The organism is Nesterenkonia sp. F, from assembly GCF_000220985.1.
Lineage (GTDB): Bacteria > Actinomycetota > Actinomycetes > Actinomycetales > Micrococcaceae > Nesterenkonia.
Window position 1 is genome coordinate 1 of sequence record NZ_AFRW01000110.1, and the last position, 15,926, is coordinate 15,926.

Annotated in this window: 15 protein-coding genes, 2 tRNA genes and 1 pseudogene; 15 read left to right on the top strand and 3 right to left on the bottom strand. The window is 71.5% G+C overall.

Annotated features, from left to right (window positions below; all coding sequences use genetic code 11):
* Nucleotides 1-109 precede the first annotated feature (109 nt).
* On the bottom strand, nucleotides 110-469 hold the full coding sequence (locus GU5_RS17645; RefSeq protein ID WP_237704707.1) for a hypothetical protein: 360 nt from the start codon (nucleotides 467-469) through the stop codon (nucleotides 110-112).
* A gap of 909 nt (nucleotides 470-1,378) precedes the next feature.
* Between GU5_RS17645 and GU5_RS0109160 the strand changes: the two genes are divergently transcribed.
* The 4 genes and pseudogenes from GU5_RS0109160 to GU5_RS0109175 all read left to right on the top strand — a co-directional run bounded on the left by GU5_RS0109160 (nucleotide 1,379) and on the right by GU5_RS0109175 (nucleotide 6,039).
* A complete protein-coding gene (locus GU5_RS0109160; protein WP_010525285.1) occupies nucleotides 1,379-2,905 on the top strand; it encodes a pyridoxal-phosphate dependent enzyme in 1,527 nt (508 codons plus the stop codon).
* 2 nt (nucleotides 2,906-2,907) lie between these two features.
* A pseudogene (locus tag GU5_RS15970) lies at nucleotides 2,908-4,088 on the top strand (cystathionine gamma-synthase).
* Between the two features lie 119 nt (nucleotides 4,089-4,207).
* A complete protein-coding gene (locus GU5_RS0109170; RefSeq protein ID WP_010525286.1) occupies nucleotides 4,208-4,834 on the top strand; it encodes an MOSC domain-containing protein in 627 nt (208 codons plus the stop codon).
* A gap of 197 nt (nucleotides 4,835-5,031) precedes the next feature.
* Nucleotides 5,032-6,039, top strand: a complete 1,008-nt coding sequence (locus GU5_RS0109175; protein WP_010525287.1) for a Fic family protein — start codon at nucleotides 5,032-5,034, stop codon at nucleotides 6,037-6,039.
* Nucleotides 6,040-6,066: 27 nt separating this feature from the next.
* Here GU5_RS0109175 and GU5_RS0109180 read toward each other — a convergent pair whose 3' ends face one another.
* Both GU5_RS0109180 and GU5_RS15010 read right to left on the bottom strand, forming a co-directional pair.
* On the bottom strand, nucleotides 6,067-6,723 hold the full coding sequence (locus GU5_RS0109180) for a response regulator transcription factor (protein WP_029514170.1): 657 nt from the start codon (nucleotides 6,721-6,723) through the stop codon (nucleotides 6,067-6,069).
* The gene (locus GU5_RS15010) at nucleotides 6,711-7,901 is read right to left on the bottom strand and encodes a sensor histidine kinase (protein WP_010525289.1); all 1,191 of its coding nucleotides are present in this window, start codon (nucleotides 7,899-7,901) and stop codon (nucleotides 6,711-6,713) included. The genes GU5_RS0109180 and GU5_RS15010 overlap by 13 nt, the downstream gene beginning before the upstream one ends.
* 131 nt (nucleotides 7,902-8,032) lie before the next feature.
* On the opposite strand from GU5_RS15010, the gene GU5_RS15015 reads away from it, so the two are divergent.
* The 11 genes from GU5_RS15015 (at nucleotide 8,033) to GU5_RS0109240 (ending at nucleotide 15,780) form a co-directional block, all read left to right on the top strand.
* Complete coding sequence (locus GU5_RS15015; RefSeq protein WP_139084404.1) at nucleotides 8,033-8,974, top strand: CPBP family intramembrane glutamic endopeptidase; 942 nt, start codon at nucleotides 8,033-8,035, stop codon at nucleotides 8,972-8,974.
* A gap of 323 nt (nucleotides 8,975-9,297) precedes the next feature.
* Nucleotides 9,298-11,232, top strand: a complete 1,935-nt coding sequence (locus tag GU5_RS0109195) for a DEAD/DEAH box helicase (RefSeq protein WP_010525291.1) — start codon at nucleotides 9,298-9,300, stop codon at nucleotides 11,230-11,232.
* Nucleotides 11,233-11,417: 185 nt separating this feature from the next.
* On the top strand, nucleotides 11,418-11,906 hold the full coding sequence (locus tag GU5_RS0109200) for a hypothetical protein (protein ID WP_010525292.1): 489 nt from the start codon (nucleotides 11,418-11,420) through the stop codon (nucleotides 11,904-11,906).
* Between the two features lie 61 nt (nucleotides 11,907-11,967).
* A tRNA-Thr gene (locus tag GU5_RS0109205) sits at nucleotides 11,968-12,039 on the top strand.
* Between the two features lie 84 nt (nucleotides 12,040-12,123).
* Nucleotides 12,124-12,197 (top strand) — tRNA-Met (locus GU5_RS0109210).
* A gap of 78 nt (nucleotides 12,198-12,275) precedes the next feature.
* On the top strand, nucleotides 12,276-12,854 hold the full coding sequence (locus GU5_RS0109215; RefSeq protein ID WP_010525293.1) for a GNAT family N-acetyltransferase: 579 nt from the start codon (nucleotides 12,276-12,278) through the stop codon (nucleotides 12,852-12,854).
* Nucleotides 12,855-13,154: 300 nt separating this feature from the next.
* Nucleotides 13,155-13,619, top strand: coding sequence for a ribonuclease E activity regulator RraA (rraA, locus tag GU5_RS0109220; protein WP_010525294.1), 465 nt, complete (start codon nucleotides 13,155-13,157; stop codon nucleotides 13,617-13,619).
* Nucleotides 13,620-13,711: 92 nt separating this feature from the next.
* Nucleotides 13,712-14,476 (top strand): sirohydrochlorin chelatase, encoded by a 765-nt coding sequence (locus GU5_RS0109225; protein WP_010525295.1) that lies wholly within the window; start codon nucleotides 13,712-13,714, stop codon nucleotides 14,474-14,476.
* 79 nt (nucleotides 14,477-14,555) lie between these two features.
* Nucleotides 14,556-14,849 carry a hypothetical protein gene (locus GU5_RS0109230; RefSeq protein ID WP_010525296.1) on the top strand — a complete coding sequence of 98 codons (294 nt, stop codon included), beginning with the start codon at nucleotides 14,556-14,558 and terminating at the stop codon, nucleotides 14,847-14,849.
* Nucleotides 14,846-15,307 (top strand): MaoC family dehydratase N-terminal domain-containing protein, encoded by a 462-nt coding sequence (locus GU5_RS0109235; RefSeq protein WP_010525297.1) that lies wholly within the window; start codon nucleotides 14,846-14,848, stop codon nucleotides 15,305-15,307. The genes GU5_RS0109230 and GU5_RS0109235 overlap by 4 nt, the downstream gene beginning before the upstream one ends.
* A complete protein-coding gene (locus tag GU5_RS0109240) occupies nucleotides 15,304-15,780 on the top strand; it encodes a MaoC family dehydratase (RefSeq protein WP_010525298.1) in 477 nt (158 codons plus the stop codon). Before GU5_RS0109235 ends, GU5_RS0109240 begins: the two co-directional genes overlap by 4 nt.
* Nucleotides 15,781-15,926: the final 146 nt, after the last annotated feature.

Here is a 15,926-nt window from a genome sequence, read left to right on the forward strand (position 1 = left end):
AGCTGAGCTCCCGCCCCGACGCATCGANCGGGGGATCCGCTGCCGCTGTCGGCGCCGATCCGGCGCCCAGCGGCAGCGGATCCCCCGCTCGACGTGTGTGGACCGGGGCTCAGCGGCCCCGGTGGTCCTCCGGGGCGAGCTTCGGGCCGCGCCGCTGGTGCGCGAAGCCGCTGAGCCCGATCAGCCGCACCACGCGTTGCCGATGCCCGCGCCAGGGCTCGAGCAGCGCGAGCATGCCGGCATCGTCGGTGCGCCGTCCGGTCAGCGCCTCGCCGAGGCGATGGGCCAGGTGATAGTCGCCGACGGTGACCAGGTCCGCCGCGCCGTGGCTGCGCTGCAGCGTCTCCGCCGCCGTCCACGCGCCGATCCCGCGGATCGCCGTCAGCCGCTCGGCCAGCTCGGCGGTCGCCGGGACGTCGCCGGGCTCGACGGCGCCCAGCCGCCGCAGCGCGCTCGCCCGCTCGGCCACCCGGCAGCAGGGTCGCCGCCAGCGGCGGCTGCACCCCCATCCGGTGCCAGTCCCAGGAGGGGATGCCGCGCAGCTGCGCCGGCGTCGGCGGCAGCAGCATCCCGCGCGGAGCAGGTCCCGGCGGGCGCTCGCCGACGGCGCGCAGCAGTTCGCGCCAGGAGCGTCGTGCCTCGTCATGGGTGATCTTCTGCTCCAGCACCACGGTGATCAGCTGCTCGATCAGCCGCCCGGTCGCCGGCAGTCGCACGCCGGGATGTCGGCGTCGCACCCGCGCCAGCGCCTCGGACTGCTCGTCGCCCAGGGCGTCGAGCAGCATCTCGAGCGCGGTCCAGTCGTCCGCGGCGCCCAGCAGCGTCGCCGCGTCCGAGGCGGCCGCCTCGGCGATCGCGCCGTCGTCGTCCGAGGCAGAGGTCCAGGCGCGGACCCGTACGCGTGCGGCATCGAGCTGGTCGAGGCGCAGCAGCGTCGGGACAGGGGCCGCGCCGGTCGGGCCGGATGCATCGGTCTGCTGGCGGGGCTCCTGCCGGAAGGCCAGCCAGGCCCCCGCCCCCGGCGTCCCGGCCGGGCCGCCGACGGTGCCGCCGCCGAGCGGTCCGCCGTCGATCTGCAGCGCCGGATCCGCCCGACCGCGCTGCAGCACGCCCAGCGTGCGGGGCAGATCCAGCACCTCGCCGAGGTCGATCACCTGCTCGGCGGAGGGCGGAGCAGCGGGGGAGAAGGTCACCGGTCCATCCCACCACATCGCCCCGGACCCGGGCCTGCGTCCAGGGCGGCGCCCGGACTGGGGCCGGCGTCGTGGACGCGGTCTCGGGGCGTCCGCTCCTGGCCCTGGGCGGATCTGTTTCTCCATGAGTCCGCCGCGGGCCATGGCCCCGGGGGCCGCGCGGGGCCCGGCGGTAGCCTGGGAGCATGAAATATGCCCAGTCCGTAGTCGACCTGATCGGCGGCACCCCGCTGGTGAAGCTGAACCGGGTGACGGAAGGAATCTCCGCGACCATCCTGGTCAAGCTGGAGTATCTGAACCCCGGCGCATCCATCAAGGACCGCATCGCGCTGAAGATGATCGAGGAGGCCGAGGCCGACGGCCGGCTTCAGCCCGGCGGCGTCGTCGTCGAGCCGACCTCCGGCAACACCGGCGTCGGCCTGGCGCTGGTGGCCCAGCAGAAGGGCTACCGCAGCGTCTTCGTCACCGTGCCGAAGGTGGCCCAGGAGAAGCGCGACGTGCTGCGCGCCTACGGCGCCGACGTCGTCGTCGGCCCCAGCGGCGTCTCCGCGGAGTCGGAGCTGTCCTACTACGGGATCTCCGACCAGCTGGCCGCCGGGATCGCCGGCGGCTTCAAGCCCGACCAGTTCTCCAACCCGGCCGCGCCGCACTCCCACTACGAGACCACCGGTCCGGAGATCTGGGAGGACACCGACGGGACGGTCACCCACCTGGTCGTCGGCGCCGGCACCGGCGGAACCGTCACCGGCACCGGCCGCTACCTCAAGGAGGTCTCCGCCGACCGCGCGTCCGGACCGGTGCGCGTGGTCGTCGCCGACCCCGACGGCTCGGTCTACTCCGGCGGGGAGGGGCGCCCGTACTTCGTCGAGGGCGTCGGCGAGGACATCTGGGTGAAGAACTACGACCCGTCGGTGCCCGACGAGGAGCACGCGATCACCGACGCCGAGTCCTTCGCCATGGCCCGCCGGCTGGCCACCGAGGAGGGGCTGCTGGTCGGCGGCTCCTCCGGCACCGCAGTCGCCGCGGCGCTGAAGGTCGCCGAAGGCCTGGGCGAGGACGACGTCGTGGTCGCCGTGCTGCCCGACTCCGGCCGCGGCTACCTGGGCAAGATCTTCAACGACCAGTGGATGATCGACCACGGCTTCGGCGAGGTCGTCTCCACCTCCACCGGTTCCGAGCTGGCGGTGACCAGCACGGAGGAGATCTCCGCGGCCGTGCGCGACGGCCGCCTCGGCGGCGTCGCCGAGCCGGCCCCGGGCACCGGGGCGCGCGATCCGCGCGCGACGACGGCGGCCGACCTGCTGGCCGCCAAGCGCGACGCCGTCTCCGAGGCGCTGCCGGAGGTCATCGCGATTCCGCGCTCGACGACCCTGCGCGAGGCGATCTCGGTGATGAACCGCTACGGCGTCGACATCGTGCCGGTCATCGACGAGCCGGGCCGGGTCGCCCGCATCGGCGAGGTCTACGGGACCGTCGACGTCGAGCGACTCTCCGACGCGCTCATCCTGGGCGAGGTGGACCCGCGGGCTCCGGTGTCCGAGCATCTCTCCGACGCGCTGCCGCTGGTCGGGATCACCGAGACGGTGCCGCAGATCCTCGAGAAGCTGCGCACCGCCCCCACTCTGCTGGTGGCGAAGGACGGCGACATCGTCGGCGTGCTGACCCGCAACGATCTGCTGGTCCGGATGACCGGACTCGACGAGGAGGCCTGACCATGACCCACCACCACGCCGAGAGCCCGCTGGGCTTCTCCACCGCCGCAGTCCACGCCGGCCAGGATTTCGACCCGACCACCGGCGCGGTGGTCCCGCCGGTGCACTTCTCCTCCACCTATGCCCAGGACGGCATCGGCGGGCTGCGCGGCGGCTATGAGTACGGCCGGGCGGCCAACCCGACCCGCAGCTCGCTGCAGACCCAGCTCGCCGCGGCCGAGGGCGGGGGCCACGCCTTCTCCTTCGCCTCCGGACTGGCGGCCGAGGACGCGCTGATCCGCGGGGTGATGCGCCCCGGCCAGCGCATCGTGATGGGGAACGACGCCTACGGCGGCAGCTACCGGCTCATCGACCGCATCCACGGGAACTGGGGCATCGCCAACACGCCGCTGGACCTGTCCGACCACGACGCCGTCGCCGCGGCCCTGGACGCCGACGACGCCACCGTGCTGTGGGTGGAGACGCCGTCGAACCCGCTGATGGCGATCACCGACATCGCCGCGCTGGCCGAGATCGCCCACAGCCGCTCGGCGCTGCTCGTCGTCGACAACACCTTCGCGACGCCGTATCTGCAGCGGCCGCTGAGCCTCGGCGCCGACGCCGTGGTCCACTCGACCACCAAGTACATCGGCGGCCACTCCGACGTCGTCGGCGGCGCCGTGGTGCTGGGCTCCGACGCCGCCGCCGACGATCTCGCCGAGCAGGTCGGCTTCCAGCAGTTCGCCGTCGGGGCGGTCTCCGGGCCGCTGGACGCCTACCTGACCACGCGCGGGCTTAAGACCCTGGGCGTGCGGATGGACCGGCACTGCAGCAACGCGCAGGCGATCGCCGAGCACCTGGTCGACCACCCCGCCGTCGATCGGGTGCTCTACCCGGGGCTGTCCGACCACCCCGGCCACGAGCTGGCGAAGGCCCAGATGCGCGGCTTCGGCGGCATGGTCTCGGTGCAGCTGCGCGGCGGGAACCCGCGGCGCGGAAGGTCGCCGAGGGCACCCGGCTGTTCCAGCTGGCCGAGTCGCTGGGCGGCATCGAGTCGCTGATGAACCACCCGCACCACATGACCCACGCCTCCGTGCAGGGCACCGAGCTGGCGGTGCCGGAGAACCTGCTGCGGCTGTCGGTGGGCATCGAGGACGTCGCCGACCTGATCGAGGACCTGGACGAGGCGCTCGCCGGCCTCTGAGCGGGACCGCCCGCGGGAGGTCCCCTGCAGGATGACTCCGTGGGACGTGTGGGAATACGCGCTCTTTCCCGCACGTCCCACGGAGTCACCCCGTTCAGCGGGGCGCTTAGACTGGCGCCATGAGTGACGCCTCGCCGACCTGCCTGCTCGCCGCCGCCGACCGACTCGGCCTGACCGGCACAGTGGAGGCCGTCTGCGTGGTCGACCAGCTCGTCCGCGACGACGCCGGCAAGGTCGGGGTCACCGCCATCGACAAGCGGCCGACCGACGCGCCGGTCATGGTCCGCACCTTCGGCCTGCACGGCGACGTCCAGGCAGATCGCAAGAATCACGGCGGCGAGGAGAAAGCGGTCTACGCCTATGCCGACGACGACGCCGCCTGGTGGGCCGATCAGCTCGGCCGGGACGTTCCGGCCGGGGCCTTCGGCGAGAACCTGCGGCTCGCCGGCCTCGACGTCGACGGCGCCCACCCGGGGGAGCGGTGGCGGATCGGCGAGCGACTGGTCCTCGAGGCCACCCGCCCGCGCATCCCCTGCGCGACCTTCGGCCGGTGGATGGACGAGCCCGGCTGGGTGAAGCGCTTCCTGCAGGCCGGCCGCCCGGGCACCTACTTCCGCGTGGTCACCCCCGGGGAGGTCCGCGCCGGCGACCCGGTCGAGGTGGTCTCCGTCGCCGAGGCGCCCGAGGCCACCATCCGCGAGATCGCGATGACGAAGGGTCCGGCGGCGGCCCGGCCGGCGGAGTGAACTGAGCTGCCCGACATGGCAAAGGATGTGTCATGTGCTGCCCCACGTGGAAAATTTTCGTGATTTTCTTTCCATGTCGAGGGTGACGTGGAAAGATCGGAGCCATGTCTTCCGCCTCTGAGTCCTTCTGGGATCCGAACCGCCCGTATCAGGAGCTTCCTCCTCTGCCGCCTGCCCAGGACGTGGAGCCTCCTGACGTGCTGCGGCAGGTCGTCGAAGCACGAGCCGTGCTGGCGAAGATGGACGAAGCTGCGCGGAGGCTTCCCAACCCCGAGGTGCTGCTGAGCGCATTGACCGTCCTCGAGGCGCAGGCCAGCTCCGAGATCGAGAACGTCGTCACCACGACTGACGAGCTGTTCAGCTATATGGACCATCTCGATGAGGCGTCCCCCGACGTCAAGGAGGCCCTGCGGTATCGAGACGGCCTCTTCCGCGGTGTGGAGATCGTCGAGGAGCGGGGCACGCTCACCCGTGCGACAGCTGAGGCCATCTGCAGCGAGATCAACGGGCGGTCCATGACTCTCCGCAGGAATCCGGGGACGATCATCGCCAGCGCGCTGACCGGGGCCCCGGTGTACACCCCGCCCGAGGGATTCGAAGTGATCGATCGGAAGATGGGGGAGTGGGAGAACTATGTGAACTCTCCCGGCGCTCATGATCCGCTCGTCCGCATGGCGTTGAGCCATTATCAGTTCGAAGCGATCCACCCGTTCGACGACGGGAATGGGCGCACCGGTCGGATCCTCGCCATTCTGCAGCTCATCAATGAGGGAATGCTCTCCCGCCCCACGCTGTATCTGTCGCGGTACATCATCGCGCATAAGCGCCAGTACTACAGCTTGCTGCGGCGAGTCACCGAGGAAGGGGATTTCGTCGAATGGATCAGGTTCATCCTGGACGCAGTACAGAGCACGGCTCGTTCCACAGTGCGGCTCATCGATGAGTTGCAGGCGATCGAGGAGGAGCTGAAGCGTGTGGCCGCCGAGGCCTTGCCCTCCGGAGGGAACCTCTGGTTCGTCGAGACGTTGATGATGCGTCCCTACACGCGCATGGCGGCAGTGGAGCAACGATGCGGCGTCTCGCGTCCGACGGCGCGCAAATGGCTCGGTGCCATGGTGGAGGCCGGAGTGCTGCGTCGCCTGGAGAGAGGGCGGGAGGTGTTGTTCGTCCACGACGGGTACCTGGAAGTTCTGGCGAACGCGTGACCGCTGGCCTCCAGCACGCAGCCGGGATCAGGCCAGCTCGGCCCGATGGATGGCCAGGGCGATCTTCACCCGGTTGTCGGCCTCCAGCTTCTGCATGATCCGACTGATGTGCGTCTTGACCGTCGGCAGGCTGACGAACTGTGCCTCGGCGATCTGCTGATTCGTCATCCCCTCGGCGACCGCGCGGGCGATCTCCATCTCCCGCCCGGTGAGGGACGCGATCAGATCACGGGCCGCTCGGCGCCCGGCGTCCTCGCACGGGGCGGTGGCCCGGGAGATCACCTGCCGAGCGACCGACGGCGAGAGCACCGGGGCGCCCTCGGCGGCCTGCCGCACGGAGCGGACGAGCTCGGTGGGCGGTGTGTCCTTCAGCAGGAATCCGGCGACGCCGAGCTCCAGGGCCCGCAGCACGGTCTCGTCGGCGTCGAAGGTGGTCAGCACCAGCACAGTTCGGGCGGGGTCGTCGGCCAGCAGCTGCTCGGCGCAGGCGAAACCGTCCATGCCCGGCATGCGCAGGTCGAGTAGCACGACGTCGGGATCGAGCGCGGCGGCGAGCTCGACGGCTCGGCTCCCGTCGGCGGCCTCGCCGGCGATGCGCAGCCCCTCGGCGCCGTCGAGCAGCAGCCGCAGACCGGCGCGGATGAGCTCCTCGTCGTCGACGACCAGCAGGCTCAGCTCGGCCATGGCACCCACGCTCTCACGATGAACTCGTCCTCTCCGGCCTCCGTGACGAGCTGCCCGCCCGCCAGCTCGGCGCGCTCCCGGGCGCCGACCAGACCGAGCCCTCCGCCGACGGCGACCGGCGCATCCTTCGGCGTCCTGCGGTTCCGGGGATTGGTGACGGTCAATTCCAGCCGATCGTCCGGGCGACCGTCGAGGGTGATCTCCACCGAAGCTCCCGGGGCATGGCGCAGCGCGTTGGTCAGCGCTTCCTGCACGATGCGGTGGACATGGCGGGCCGACGAGGACGGGAGCTCGGCCAGCGGCGCCGGGGCCCGGACTTCGGTGGGGGAGCCGGCGTCGTCGGCCTCCTGGGCGAGGTGCCGGATGCGCGTCTCCAGGTCGAGGCCCGGGTCAGGATCCTCCGGGCGATGGCGGGATTCGTCGTCGCGCAGCACCTGCAGCGTTCGGCGCACCTCGCCCATCGCCTGATGAGCGCTGGAGCGGATCACCCCGGCCTCGTGCTGGACCTGCTCGGCGGTGAGCCCCTCGCGGTACTCCATCGCCCCGGCATGGAGGGCGATGAGCGAGAGCCGGTGGCCGACCTCGTCGTGGATCTCCCGCGAGATCCGGACACGCTCCTCGGTGCGGGCCTGCTCGCCGGCGACGCGGCGTTCGGCCTCGGCGGCGCGTGCTTCGTTGCGCAGACTCTCGACCAGGGCCCGTCGGGCGCCGACGATCCACCCGGTGAGGATCGGCGGGGCGAAGACGACCACGCCGGTGAGTGCCAACGCCACGACCAGCCAGGGGCCGTCGAACGGCATGTCGCCCAGGTGCAGGGGCCTTATGAGCTCGACGAGTACCGTCGACGCGATAGAGGTGGCCAGCATGAGCGCCACCAGACGTAGGCTGCGGCGCGTGCTCAGCGAGACGACGGCGAGCAGCCACGGCCCCAGGGCGAAGACGGAGAAGCCTGTGGCCGCACAGATGAGCAGGGTGATGGTCACGGGGGCGCGATCCCGCAGGCCGACCAGGACCATCGAGGCGATGCCGAGGACGAGGTCGAGCAGGAGCAGCATCGGCGAGATGTCGGGGTCGACTGTGATGACGTCCACCCAGACGACGACGCCGGACGTCAGGCTGATCAGCGCCGCCAGGGGCAGCTGCCAGAGGTGCCGTCGGAGTCGTCCACGAGCAGTCACGACGCTCAGCCTACCCACCGGGCCGGCCGCGCGCGTCGACCGGAAGGATGACGCTGATCTGGTCCTTTCGGCGGCCGACCATCTGCTGAGTGATCGATGCGCACGGGGTCGGGCCGGCGAAGGATGGACGCATGCCTTCTTCGACGAGTACGGATGTCACGACCCCGCCGAGCCCCATGCAGACTCCCGTCGACGCACCGGTGCCGCCGCTGGCCCACCACCGGCTGGCTCGCAGCTGGCCGCAGTACCGTTGGTGGAAGCCGTTGCTGGGCCTGGTGCTCAGCGCGGTGATCTATGCCGTCGGCGGTTTCGTCCTCATTCTTGCCGTGCTGCTGCCGCAGCTGATCCAGGATCCCGACGCGGAGTTCCCTGCGGAGCTGGATTTCTATGACCCCTGGGGATTCACCCTGAGCTTCGGCACCATCGCGCTGATGCTTCCGGCGGTGCTGCTCGGATTCCGACTGGCGGGATGTCGGCCGATCGGGCTGCTGTTGTCGGTGGCCGGACGGCTCCGGTGGACGCTGATGGGGCGCTGCCTGGTGCCGGCCGTCGTCGTCACCGCCGGCATGGCCGCCGTCTCGACCTGGACGCAGCTCGGCGTCGGCGGTGCGCGGGAGGTGGGGCTGCAGGTCCCGTGGCCGATGCTGCTGCTCGCCCTCGTGCTCGTCCCGATGCAGGCGGCCGCCGAGGAGTACGTCTTCCGCGGGGCGCTGATGCAGACCCTCGGGGCCTGGCTGAAGCATCCGGGGTGGGCGATCCTGCTGCCGGTGCCGTTCTTCCTCCTCGGCCATGACTACGACCTGCCCGGCCAGGTCGGCATCGGGGTGTTCGCCGTCGCGACCGCCTGGATCACCTGGCGTACCGGCGGGCTCGAAGCGGCGATCGTGCTGCATGGGGTCAACAATCTGGGTGTCTGTCTCCTCGGGTTCTGCGGGATCGGCGATCTGGCGGCGATGGAGGTCAGCTGGCCCGTGGCGCTGGCCGATGCCGCGGCGGTGGTGACCTTCGTGCTCTGGGTCGACGGGCGTCGCCGGACAGGGCGTCTCCGCGCGTCGACTCTGCGATCGTCGTGACCTTCGTCTCCCGAGTCGGCATTCGGCCTCGCGATGCCGTAGACTCATAGGGCATTCTCCGGAAGGCCCCGTCTTCTCCTGCTGCTCCAGGCAAGCGTCGATGCATTCGACGCCTGTGATGCCTGTCGAGGTTCATGTGTGTTTCACGGGTCGACTCCGGAGCCGACCAGCGGTCGCAGAGTCCCCGTCACCCCAGCTCTCATCAGAGCATGTGCACCCTGCCCTGCCCTTGACGTATGTCGAGCAGAGGTGGTCGACGCACGTGTGCAGAAGAGCTGTGCTGTCGAGGACCGGCCGTGCCGATCCGAGAAGGAGCACCGCCCATGAGCACCCCCACCCTCGCCCCGGACGCCGACGAGCGTCAGGAGACCGCCGAGCCGGCCTCGACGGAGGAGCAGAACCCGCAGACCGAGCAGACGACGGAGCAGATGGAGGAGTCCGTGTCGTCCGAGACGCCGGCGAAGACCGAGTCCGCCGAGCCCGCCTTCCACACCCTCGGCCTGGACCACCGCGTGATGGCCGTCGTCGACCGGATGGGGTACGCGACCCCCACGGCGATCCAGGCGCGGACCATCCCGCTGCTGAACCAGGGCCGCGACGTCGTCGGCCTGGCCCAGACCGGCACCGGCAAGACGGCGGCCTTCGCGCTGCCGACGCTGAGCAGCCTGGCCGCCGAGCACGACGCCGGCCAGCTGACCCGCACGCCCAAGGCGCTGGTGCTCGCCCCGACGCGTGAGCTGGCGCTGCAGGTGGCCGACGCGTTCTCCACCTACGCGGCCGACGTCGACGGCGTCACCGTGCTGCCGATCTACGGCGGCGCCCCCTACGGCCCGCAGCTGGACGGTCTGCGCCGCGGTGCGCAGGTCGTCGTCGGCACTCCGGGGCGCGTCATCGACCACATGCAGCGCGGTTCGCTGGACCTCTCGGGCATCGAGCACCTCGTCCTCGACGAGGCCGACGAGATGCTGCGCATGGGCTTCGCCGAGGAGGTCGACCAGATTCTGGCCAAGACTCCGGCCTCGAAGCAGGTCGCGCTGTTCTCGGCCACCATGCCGAAGGCCATCCGCCGGATCTCCGCCGACTACCTGAACGACCCGGTGGAGGTCTCGGTCAAGGAGGCGACCTCGACGTCGTCGACGATCAGCCAGCGCTACGTCCAGGTCAAGCACCACGCCAAGGGCGACGCCCTGGTGCGGATCATGGAGACCGAGACGCAGGACGGCGCGATCGTGTTCGTCCGCACCCGTGCGGCCACCGAGGAGGTCGCCGAGAAGCTGACCGCCCGCGGATTCCGCGCGGCGGCCATCAACGGCGACGTCCCGCAGAAGCTGCGCGAGAAGACGGTGGAGAACCTGCGCGCCGGCCGGGTCGACGTGCTGGTGGCCACCGACGTCGCCGCCCGCGGGCTCGACGTCGAGCGGATCAGCCACGTCTACAACTACGACATCCCCATGGACACCGAGTCCTATGTGCACCGGATCGGCCGCACCGGCCGCGCCGGACGCTCCGGGGAGGCCGTGCTCTTCGTGACCCCGCGCGAGCGGCGGATGCTGCGCTCGATCGAGAAGGCCACGCGCCAGAAGGTCGAACAGATGGCGATGCCGACCATCGCCGACGTCAACGCCGCCCGGTCGCGGCGCTTCGCCGAGCGGATCACCGCCGCCCGACAGGACGGCCAGATCGACCAGTACCGTGAGGTCGTCAGCTCCTACCTCGCCGAGCACGACGTCACCGGCGAGGAGGTCGCCGCCGCCCTGGTGGCGATGCTCCACGAGGGGCGTCCGCTGTTCGACCGCGAGTCCGGCCACGACGATCTGGTCCGCGAGGCCTCCCGCGAGCCCTCGGAGAAGCCGGAGCGCGGCGGTCGTGACCGCGGCCCGAAGGGTCCGGCCCGGGAGGCCGGCCCCGGCAAGGCGATGTATCGCATCGCCGTGGGCCGCCGGAACGGAGTGAACCCCGGCCACATCGTCGGGGCCATCGCCAACGAGGCCGACCTGCCGGCCAAGGACATCGGCGGCATCGACATCCGCAACACCCACGCGCTGGTCGAGCTGCCCGAGCAGCTGTCCTCCTCGCAGTGGGATGCGCTGGCGAAGACGCGGATCGGCGGCGAGCTGATCGAGCTGAAGAAGGATGCTGGCGGCGCGCCCGGCGGCCCCTCCGGCGGCCGTGGGGGCGGCGCCCCGCGCGGCGGCGGGCGTCGCGACGCCAAGTCCGGCGGCTTCGGCTCCACGAAGCGCAAGCCCCGCTGGAGCTGAGTCAGCACGACGACGGCGCGGTCTCGGCCATCCGGTCGGGTCCGCGCCGTCGTCGTGTCGGCGGCCCCCGGTCGTGGCGGGGTCGTCACGACGTCGTCGCCGGCCGGATCTCCTCGTAGGCTGGGATGACAGTCTTCGCGCAGGGTGGCGCCCCTGCGTGTGTCGTCCAGGAGGGGAGAGGCACGATGGCGCATCGTCTGCGCACGATCTGGATCGCAGTCCTCGCACCGTTGCTGCTCGGCGTGCTCTATCCGCTGGTCCGGATGGTTCGGCTCCGGGCGCGGGACGGCGACGCCACCTTCCCGGATGAGCAGAACTGGCTGGAACGCCTGGTCGATCCGGCCGGGTATGTGGTCCTCGAGTACTTCGGGCTGGGTCTCGTCCTCGCCGCGCTGGCCTGGGCCGTGGTCACCTCAACCTCGCGGTGGAATTCTCGGCGTCCGCTGGGCGTGCTGTGGATCGGCCTGCCGGTCGCTCTCCTCGGCCTGCTGATCGCCTACCTGGTCGCACAGCTCGCTGTCGGGGCGGAGAGCATGTTCCTGATCGGTGGGGCGCTGCTGCCGCTGAGTCTGTTGCTCGGTCTGCAGGTGATGCTCTCGGCTCTGCCCGGGCGTCTGATGATCCCGGACCGAAGGCGCCGGGACCCTGCGCAGGACGGCGATCCCGCGGTGTGATGGAGGCCACTTCAGCTCGATTTCACTCGCTCTGAGGGTGCTGGTAGACTTTCATGCCGTTGCCCCAATAGCTCAGAGGTAGAGCGCCATCTTGGTAAGGTGGAGGTCGCGGGATCGATTCCCGCTTGGGGCTCGGAGTGAGAGCCCGCGCAGCGCAGAGCGTTCCATCCCTCCGGGGATGGGCGCCACTGCACGGCGCGGGCGCTTCTCATTCTGTGGCGGTGTAGCTCAGTTGGTTAGAGCGCACGACTCATAATCGTGAGGTCGCGGGATCGAGCCCCGCCACCGCTACGGACCCGGAACCCCGGAACCACACGCTGGTTCCGGGGTTTTCTCATGCCCGATGCTCGGCCAGAAGGAGGACGCACGGTGAGTGCCACGATTCGTCTCCTGTCCGTCGAGGACGTCGAGGAGGCCACGACGCTGCTCCAGCAGAACCGTGACTTCCTGGCCCCGTGGGAGCCGATCCGGGACGACGACTACTTCCGCGCCGAGAAGCAGCTCGAGCTCGCGAGGCGGAGCCTCGACGAGTACGCACAGGGCAGGACGTACCCGGCCGTGATCCTCGACGGCGGCGCGATCGTCGGGAGGCTGACACTCAGCGGGATCACCCGAGGAGCCTTCCAGTCGGCCGCCATGGGGTACTGGGTGAGTGAGCGGGCGAACGGACGCGGGATCGCGACGAGGGCGGTGTCCGAAGCGGTCGGGGTGGCCTTCGACGAGCTGGGTCTGCACCGGATCCAGGCCGAGACGCTGTTCTCGAACACTGCGTCGCAGCGCGTGCTCGCCAAGAACGGATTCCGACCTTATGGAGTCGCGCCGGAGTATCTCCGGATCGATGGACGCTGGCGGGATCATCTCCTCTTCCAGCTGATCGCCGACGACGACGGTGCCGCATGTGCCGAGCCGACCCCGGGCAGAAGAGGACCCCCGGGCCGGGCGGCGTGAGGGGGACGCATCAGAAAGCCCGACCCGAGGGCCCTCGGATCACTCGCACCTCGATGAGGTGTCTCCGACACTACGGCCTACCTCTTGGGATGGGCCTGACATGGGCTGGATCTCAGCTGTGGATCTGGGCGCCCTCAGTCGGCGGCCGCTGACACGAGCCCGGCCGGCTCGCGGACGACACGGGCGGCGACGGTGACATGCGCCGCGCACGACGATCTGCGCCGGATAGTCTGCGACACGAGGATCCCGCGGGAGGCTCCGCGGTGATTCCAAGCACGTTGACCAACCTGAGGAGGGACGATGACGTCCACTGCTGATCTCTACGACGAGCACGGAGAGGACCTGCAGTCGCTGGCGCTGCCGCTGCGCGACTACGGCGGCGCGGCGGCCTTCGCCGGGCAGATCCGCACGGTGAAGTGCTACGAGGACAACGCGCTGCTCAAGCAGGTGCTCGCCGAGCCGGGGGAGGGCGCGGTCCTCGTCGTCGACGCGGCCGGCTCCCTCGACCGCGCGGTGCTGGGCGACATGATCGCGGCGATGGCCGCCGAGAACGGCTGGTCCGGGGTGGTCGTCCACGGCGCGGTCCGCGACGTCGCCGTGCTCCGGACGGTGGACCTCGGGATCAAGGCCCTGGGGTCGAATCCGCGCAAGTCCACCAAGACCGCTCAGGGAGTCGTCGACGACGTCGTCGACTTCGGCGGCGTGACCTTCCGTCCCGGCTGGCGCCTCGTCGCCGACGAGGACGGCGTCCTCGTCGAGCGCTGAGCCGGCCGCCGACGTTCACATCGGCGTGACCTCGCAGGTCTAGGCTGGAGGGCAGCACCGTCCCCGGCATCCGGCGAGAGAGGACCCACCCGATGAGCCGAGCAGCGCTGGCCGCGATCTCCCACGGCACCTCGGATCCGGCCGGCCAGGCCGTCGTCGCCCGCCTGGCCGCCGACGTCGCCGCGGAGGCCGCCCGCCGCGGCCAGGTCGAGGAGGTCCGCCTGGGCCATGTCGACGTGCAGGATCCCGACGTCGCCGCCACGCTCGACGCGCTGCCCGAGGGGATCCCCGCCGTGGTCGTGCCGGTGCTGCTCTCGGCCGGCTACCACGTCAACGTCGACCTGGCCCGCGAGACCGCCGACGTCGGCCGCGAGGTCACGATCAGCGGCGCACTGGGCCCCGACGACCGGCTCGTCGAGCTGCTGGCCGAGCGACTGGAGGCCGTCGGCGCCGATCCGCGGGCCGACGCCATCATCCTCGGCGCGGCCGGCTCCTCCGACCCCGCCGCCGTCGACGACTGCCGCGACATGGGCCGCCGGCTCGCCGCACGCCTCGACGCCGACGTCGAGGTCGCCTTCCTCTCGGCGGCCGAGCCGCGGGTGCGCGACGCCGTCGCCGCCGCCCGTCGGCAGCGGCCGGAGGGTCGCGTCGTCGTCGCCAGCTATCTGTTGGCGCCGGGCTACTTCCAGGACCTGCTGGCCGCGGCCGAGGCGGACGTCACCGCCGCGCCGCTGCTCTCCGGGCCTCAGGATTCGGGAGATGCTCCGGCCTCGCCGCGGCAGCTGGTCGAGGTCATGCTCGATCGCTTCGCCGCGGGGGAGCGGGCGCTCACCGCCCGTGCGGACGACGGCGCCTGAGCGGCGCGAGCGCGGCGGCCTGCGGTACCGTGGACTCCGGCCGCGCCGCCGCCCGCACCGACGACATCCAGGAGCGCCCATGAGCAGCCCCTCGCGCCCGCCGGGCTCCGCCCCGGATCCCTGGGCCGGCGGATCCACCGCCTACCGGGCGACGCTGGTCGCCGGGATGCTGCTGCTCGCCGCCGGCGTGGTCGCGGCGATCCTGACGGCCGCCGGCGCGGTCGACGCCGTCGCCCCGGTCGTCGTGCTGCTGGGGCTGGGCATCCTGCTGCACCTGATCAGCATCGGCGTGCGGATGCGCGACGCCCGCATCGCGATCGCCGCCGAGCGCACCCGACCGTCGACGTCGACCGAGAAGGACACCGACACGTGAGCATCGATCCCGCCCTCGAGGGCCGCGAGTATCCGCCCGCCAAGCCGTTCCAGGTCAGCCGCGAGGCGGTGCGCGAGTTCGCGACCGCCGTGCAGGCCGCGCACCCGGCCCACCACGACGTCGACGCCGCCCGCGCGCTGGGCCGCCGCGACCTCGTCGCCCCGCCGACCTTCGCGGTGATCGTCGCCCAGCGCGCCGAGGCCGCCGTCGTCGCCGACGAGGAGGTCGGCATCGACTTCTCCCGCGTGGTGCACGCCGACGAGCGCTTCACCCACCACAGTCCGATCCTGGCCGGCGACACCCTGCACGCGAGCGTCCGGCTGGAGCGGATCCGCGTGATGGGCGCCGGCGCGATGGTCACCACCGTCGTCGAGATCGCCGCCGAGGACGGGACTGCGCGCAGCACGGTGGCCTCGTCGCTGCTGGTCCGCGCCGACGACGCCGAGGAGGACGCATGAGCACGACACACAGCACCCCGCAGAACACCGCACAGACCCCCGACATCGCCGCGGTGGAGAAGGGCCAGGAGGTCGGCCGCCGCACCGTCGCGCTCTCCCGGGCGGACCTGATCCGCTACGCCGCCGCCTCCGGCGACCACAACCCGATCCACTGGAACGAGCGCTTCGCCCGCGAGGTCGGCCTCGACGGCGTCATCGCCCACGGCATGCTCACCATGGGCGCGGCGGTCGACCTGGTCACCGAGTGGGTCGGCGACCCAGGCCGGGTCGTCGACTACCAGGCCCGCTTCACCAAGCCGGTTCCGGTGCCCGACGTCGTCTCCGGGGCCCCGGACGCGACGACGGCCGAGCTGAGCATCGTCGGCACGGTCGGGATGGTCGACGCCGAGGCGGCCACCGTCCGCGTGGACCTCGCCGTCACTCTCGAGGGCACCAAGGTCCTGGCGAAGTCCCAGGTCGTCGTCCAGCTCTGAGCCGTCCCGCGCCGGGCCGACTCCGCGGCCCAGCGCGTCGACGACGCGCCGACCCGGCCGCGACGCGCCGCCCCACGGGCGGGGCCTCGCGGCCGTCGCCGTATAATCGCCTGCACACGGATCACCGTCCATCGTCGGAGGAAGCA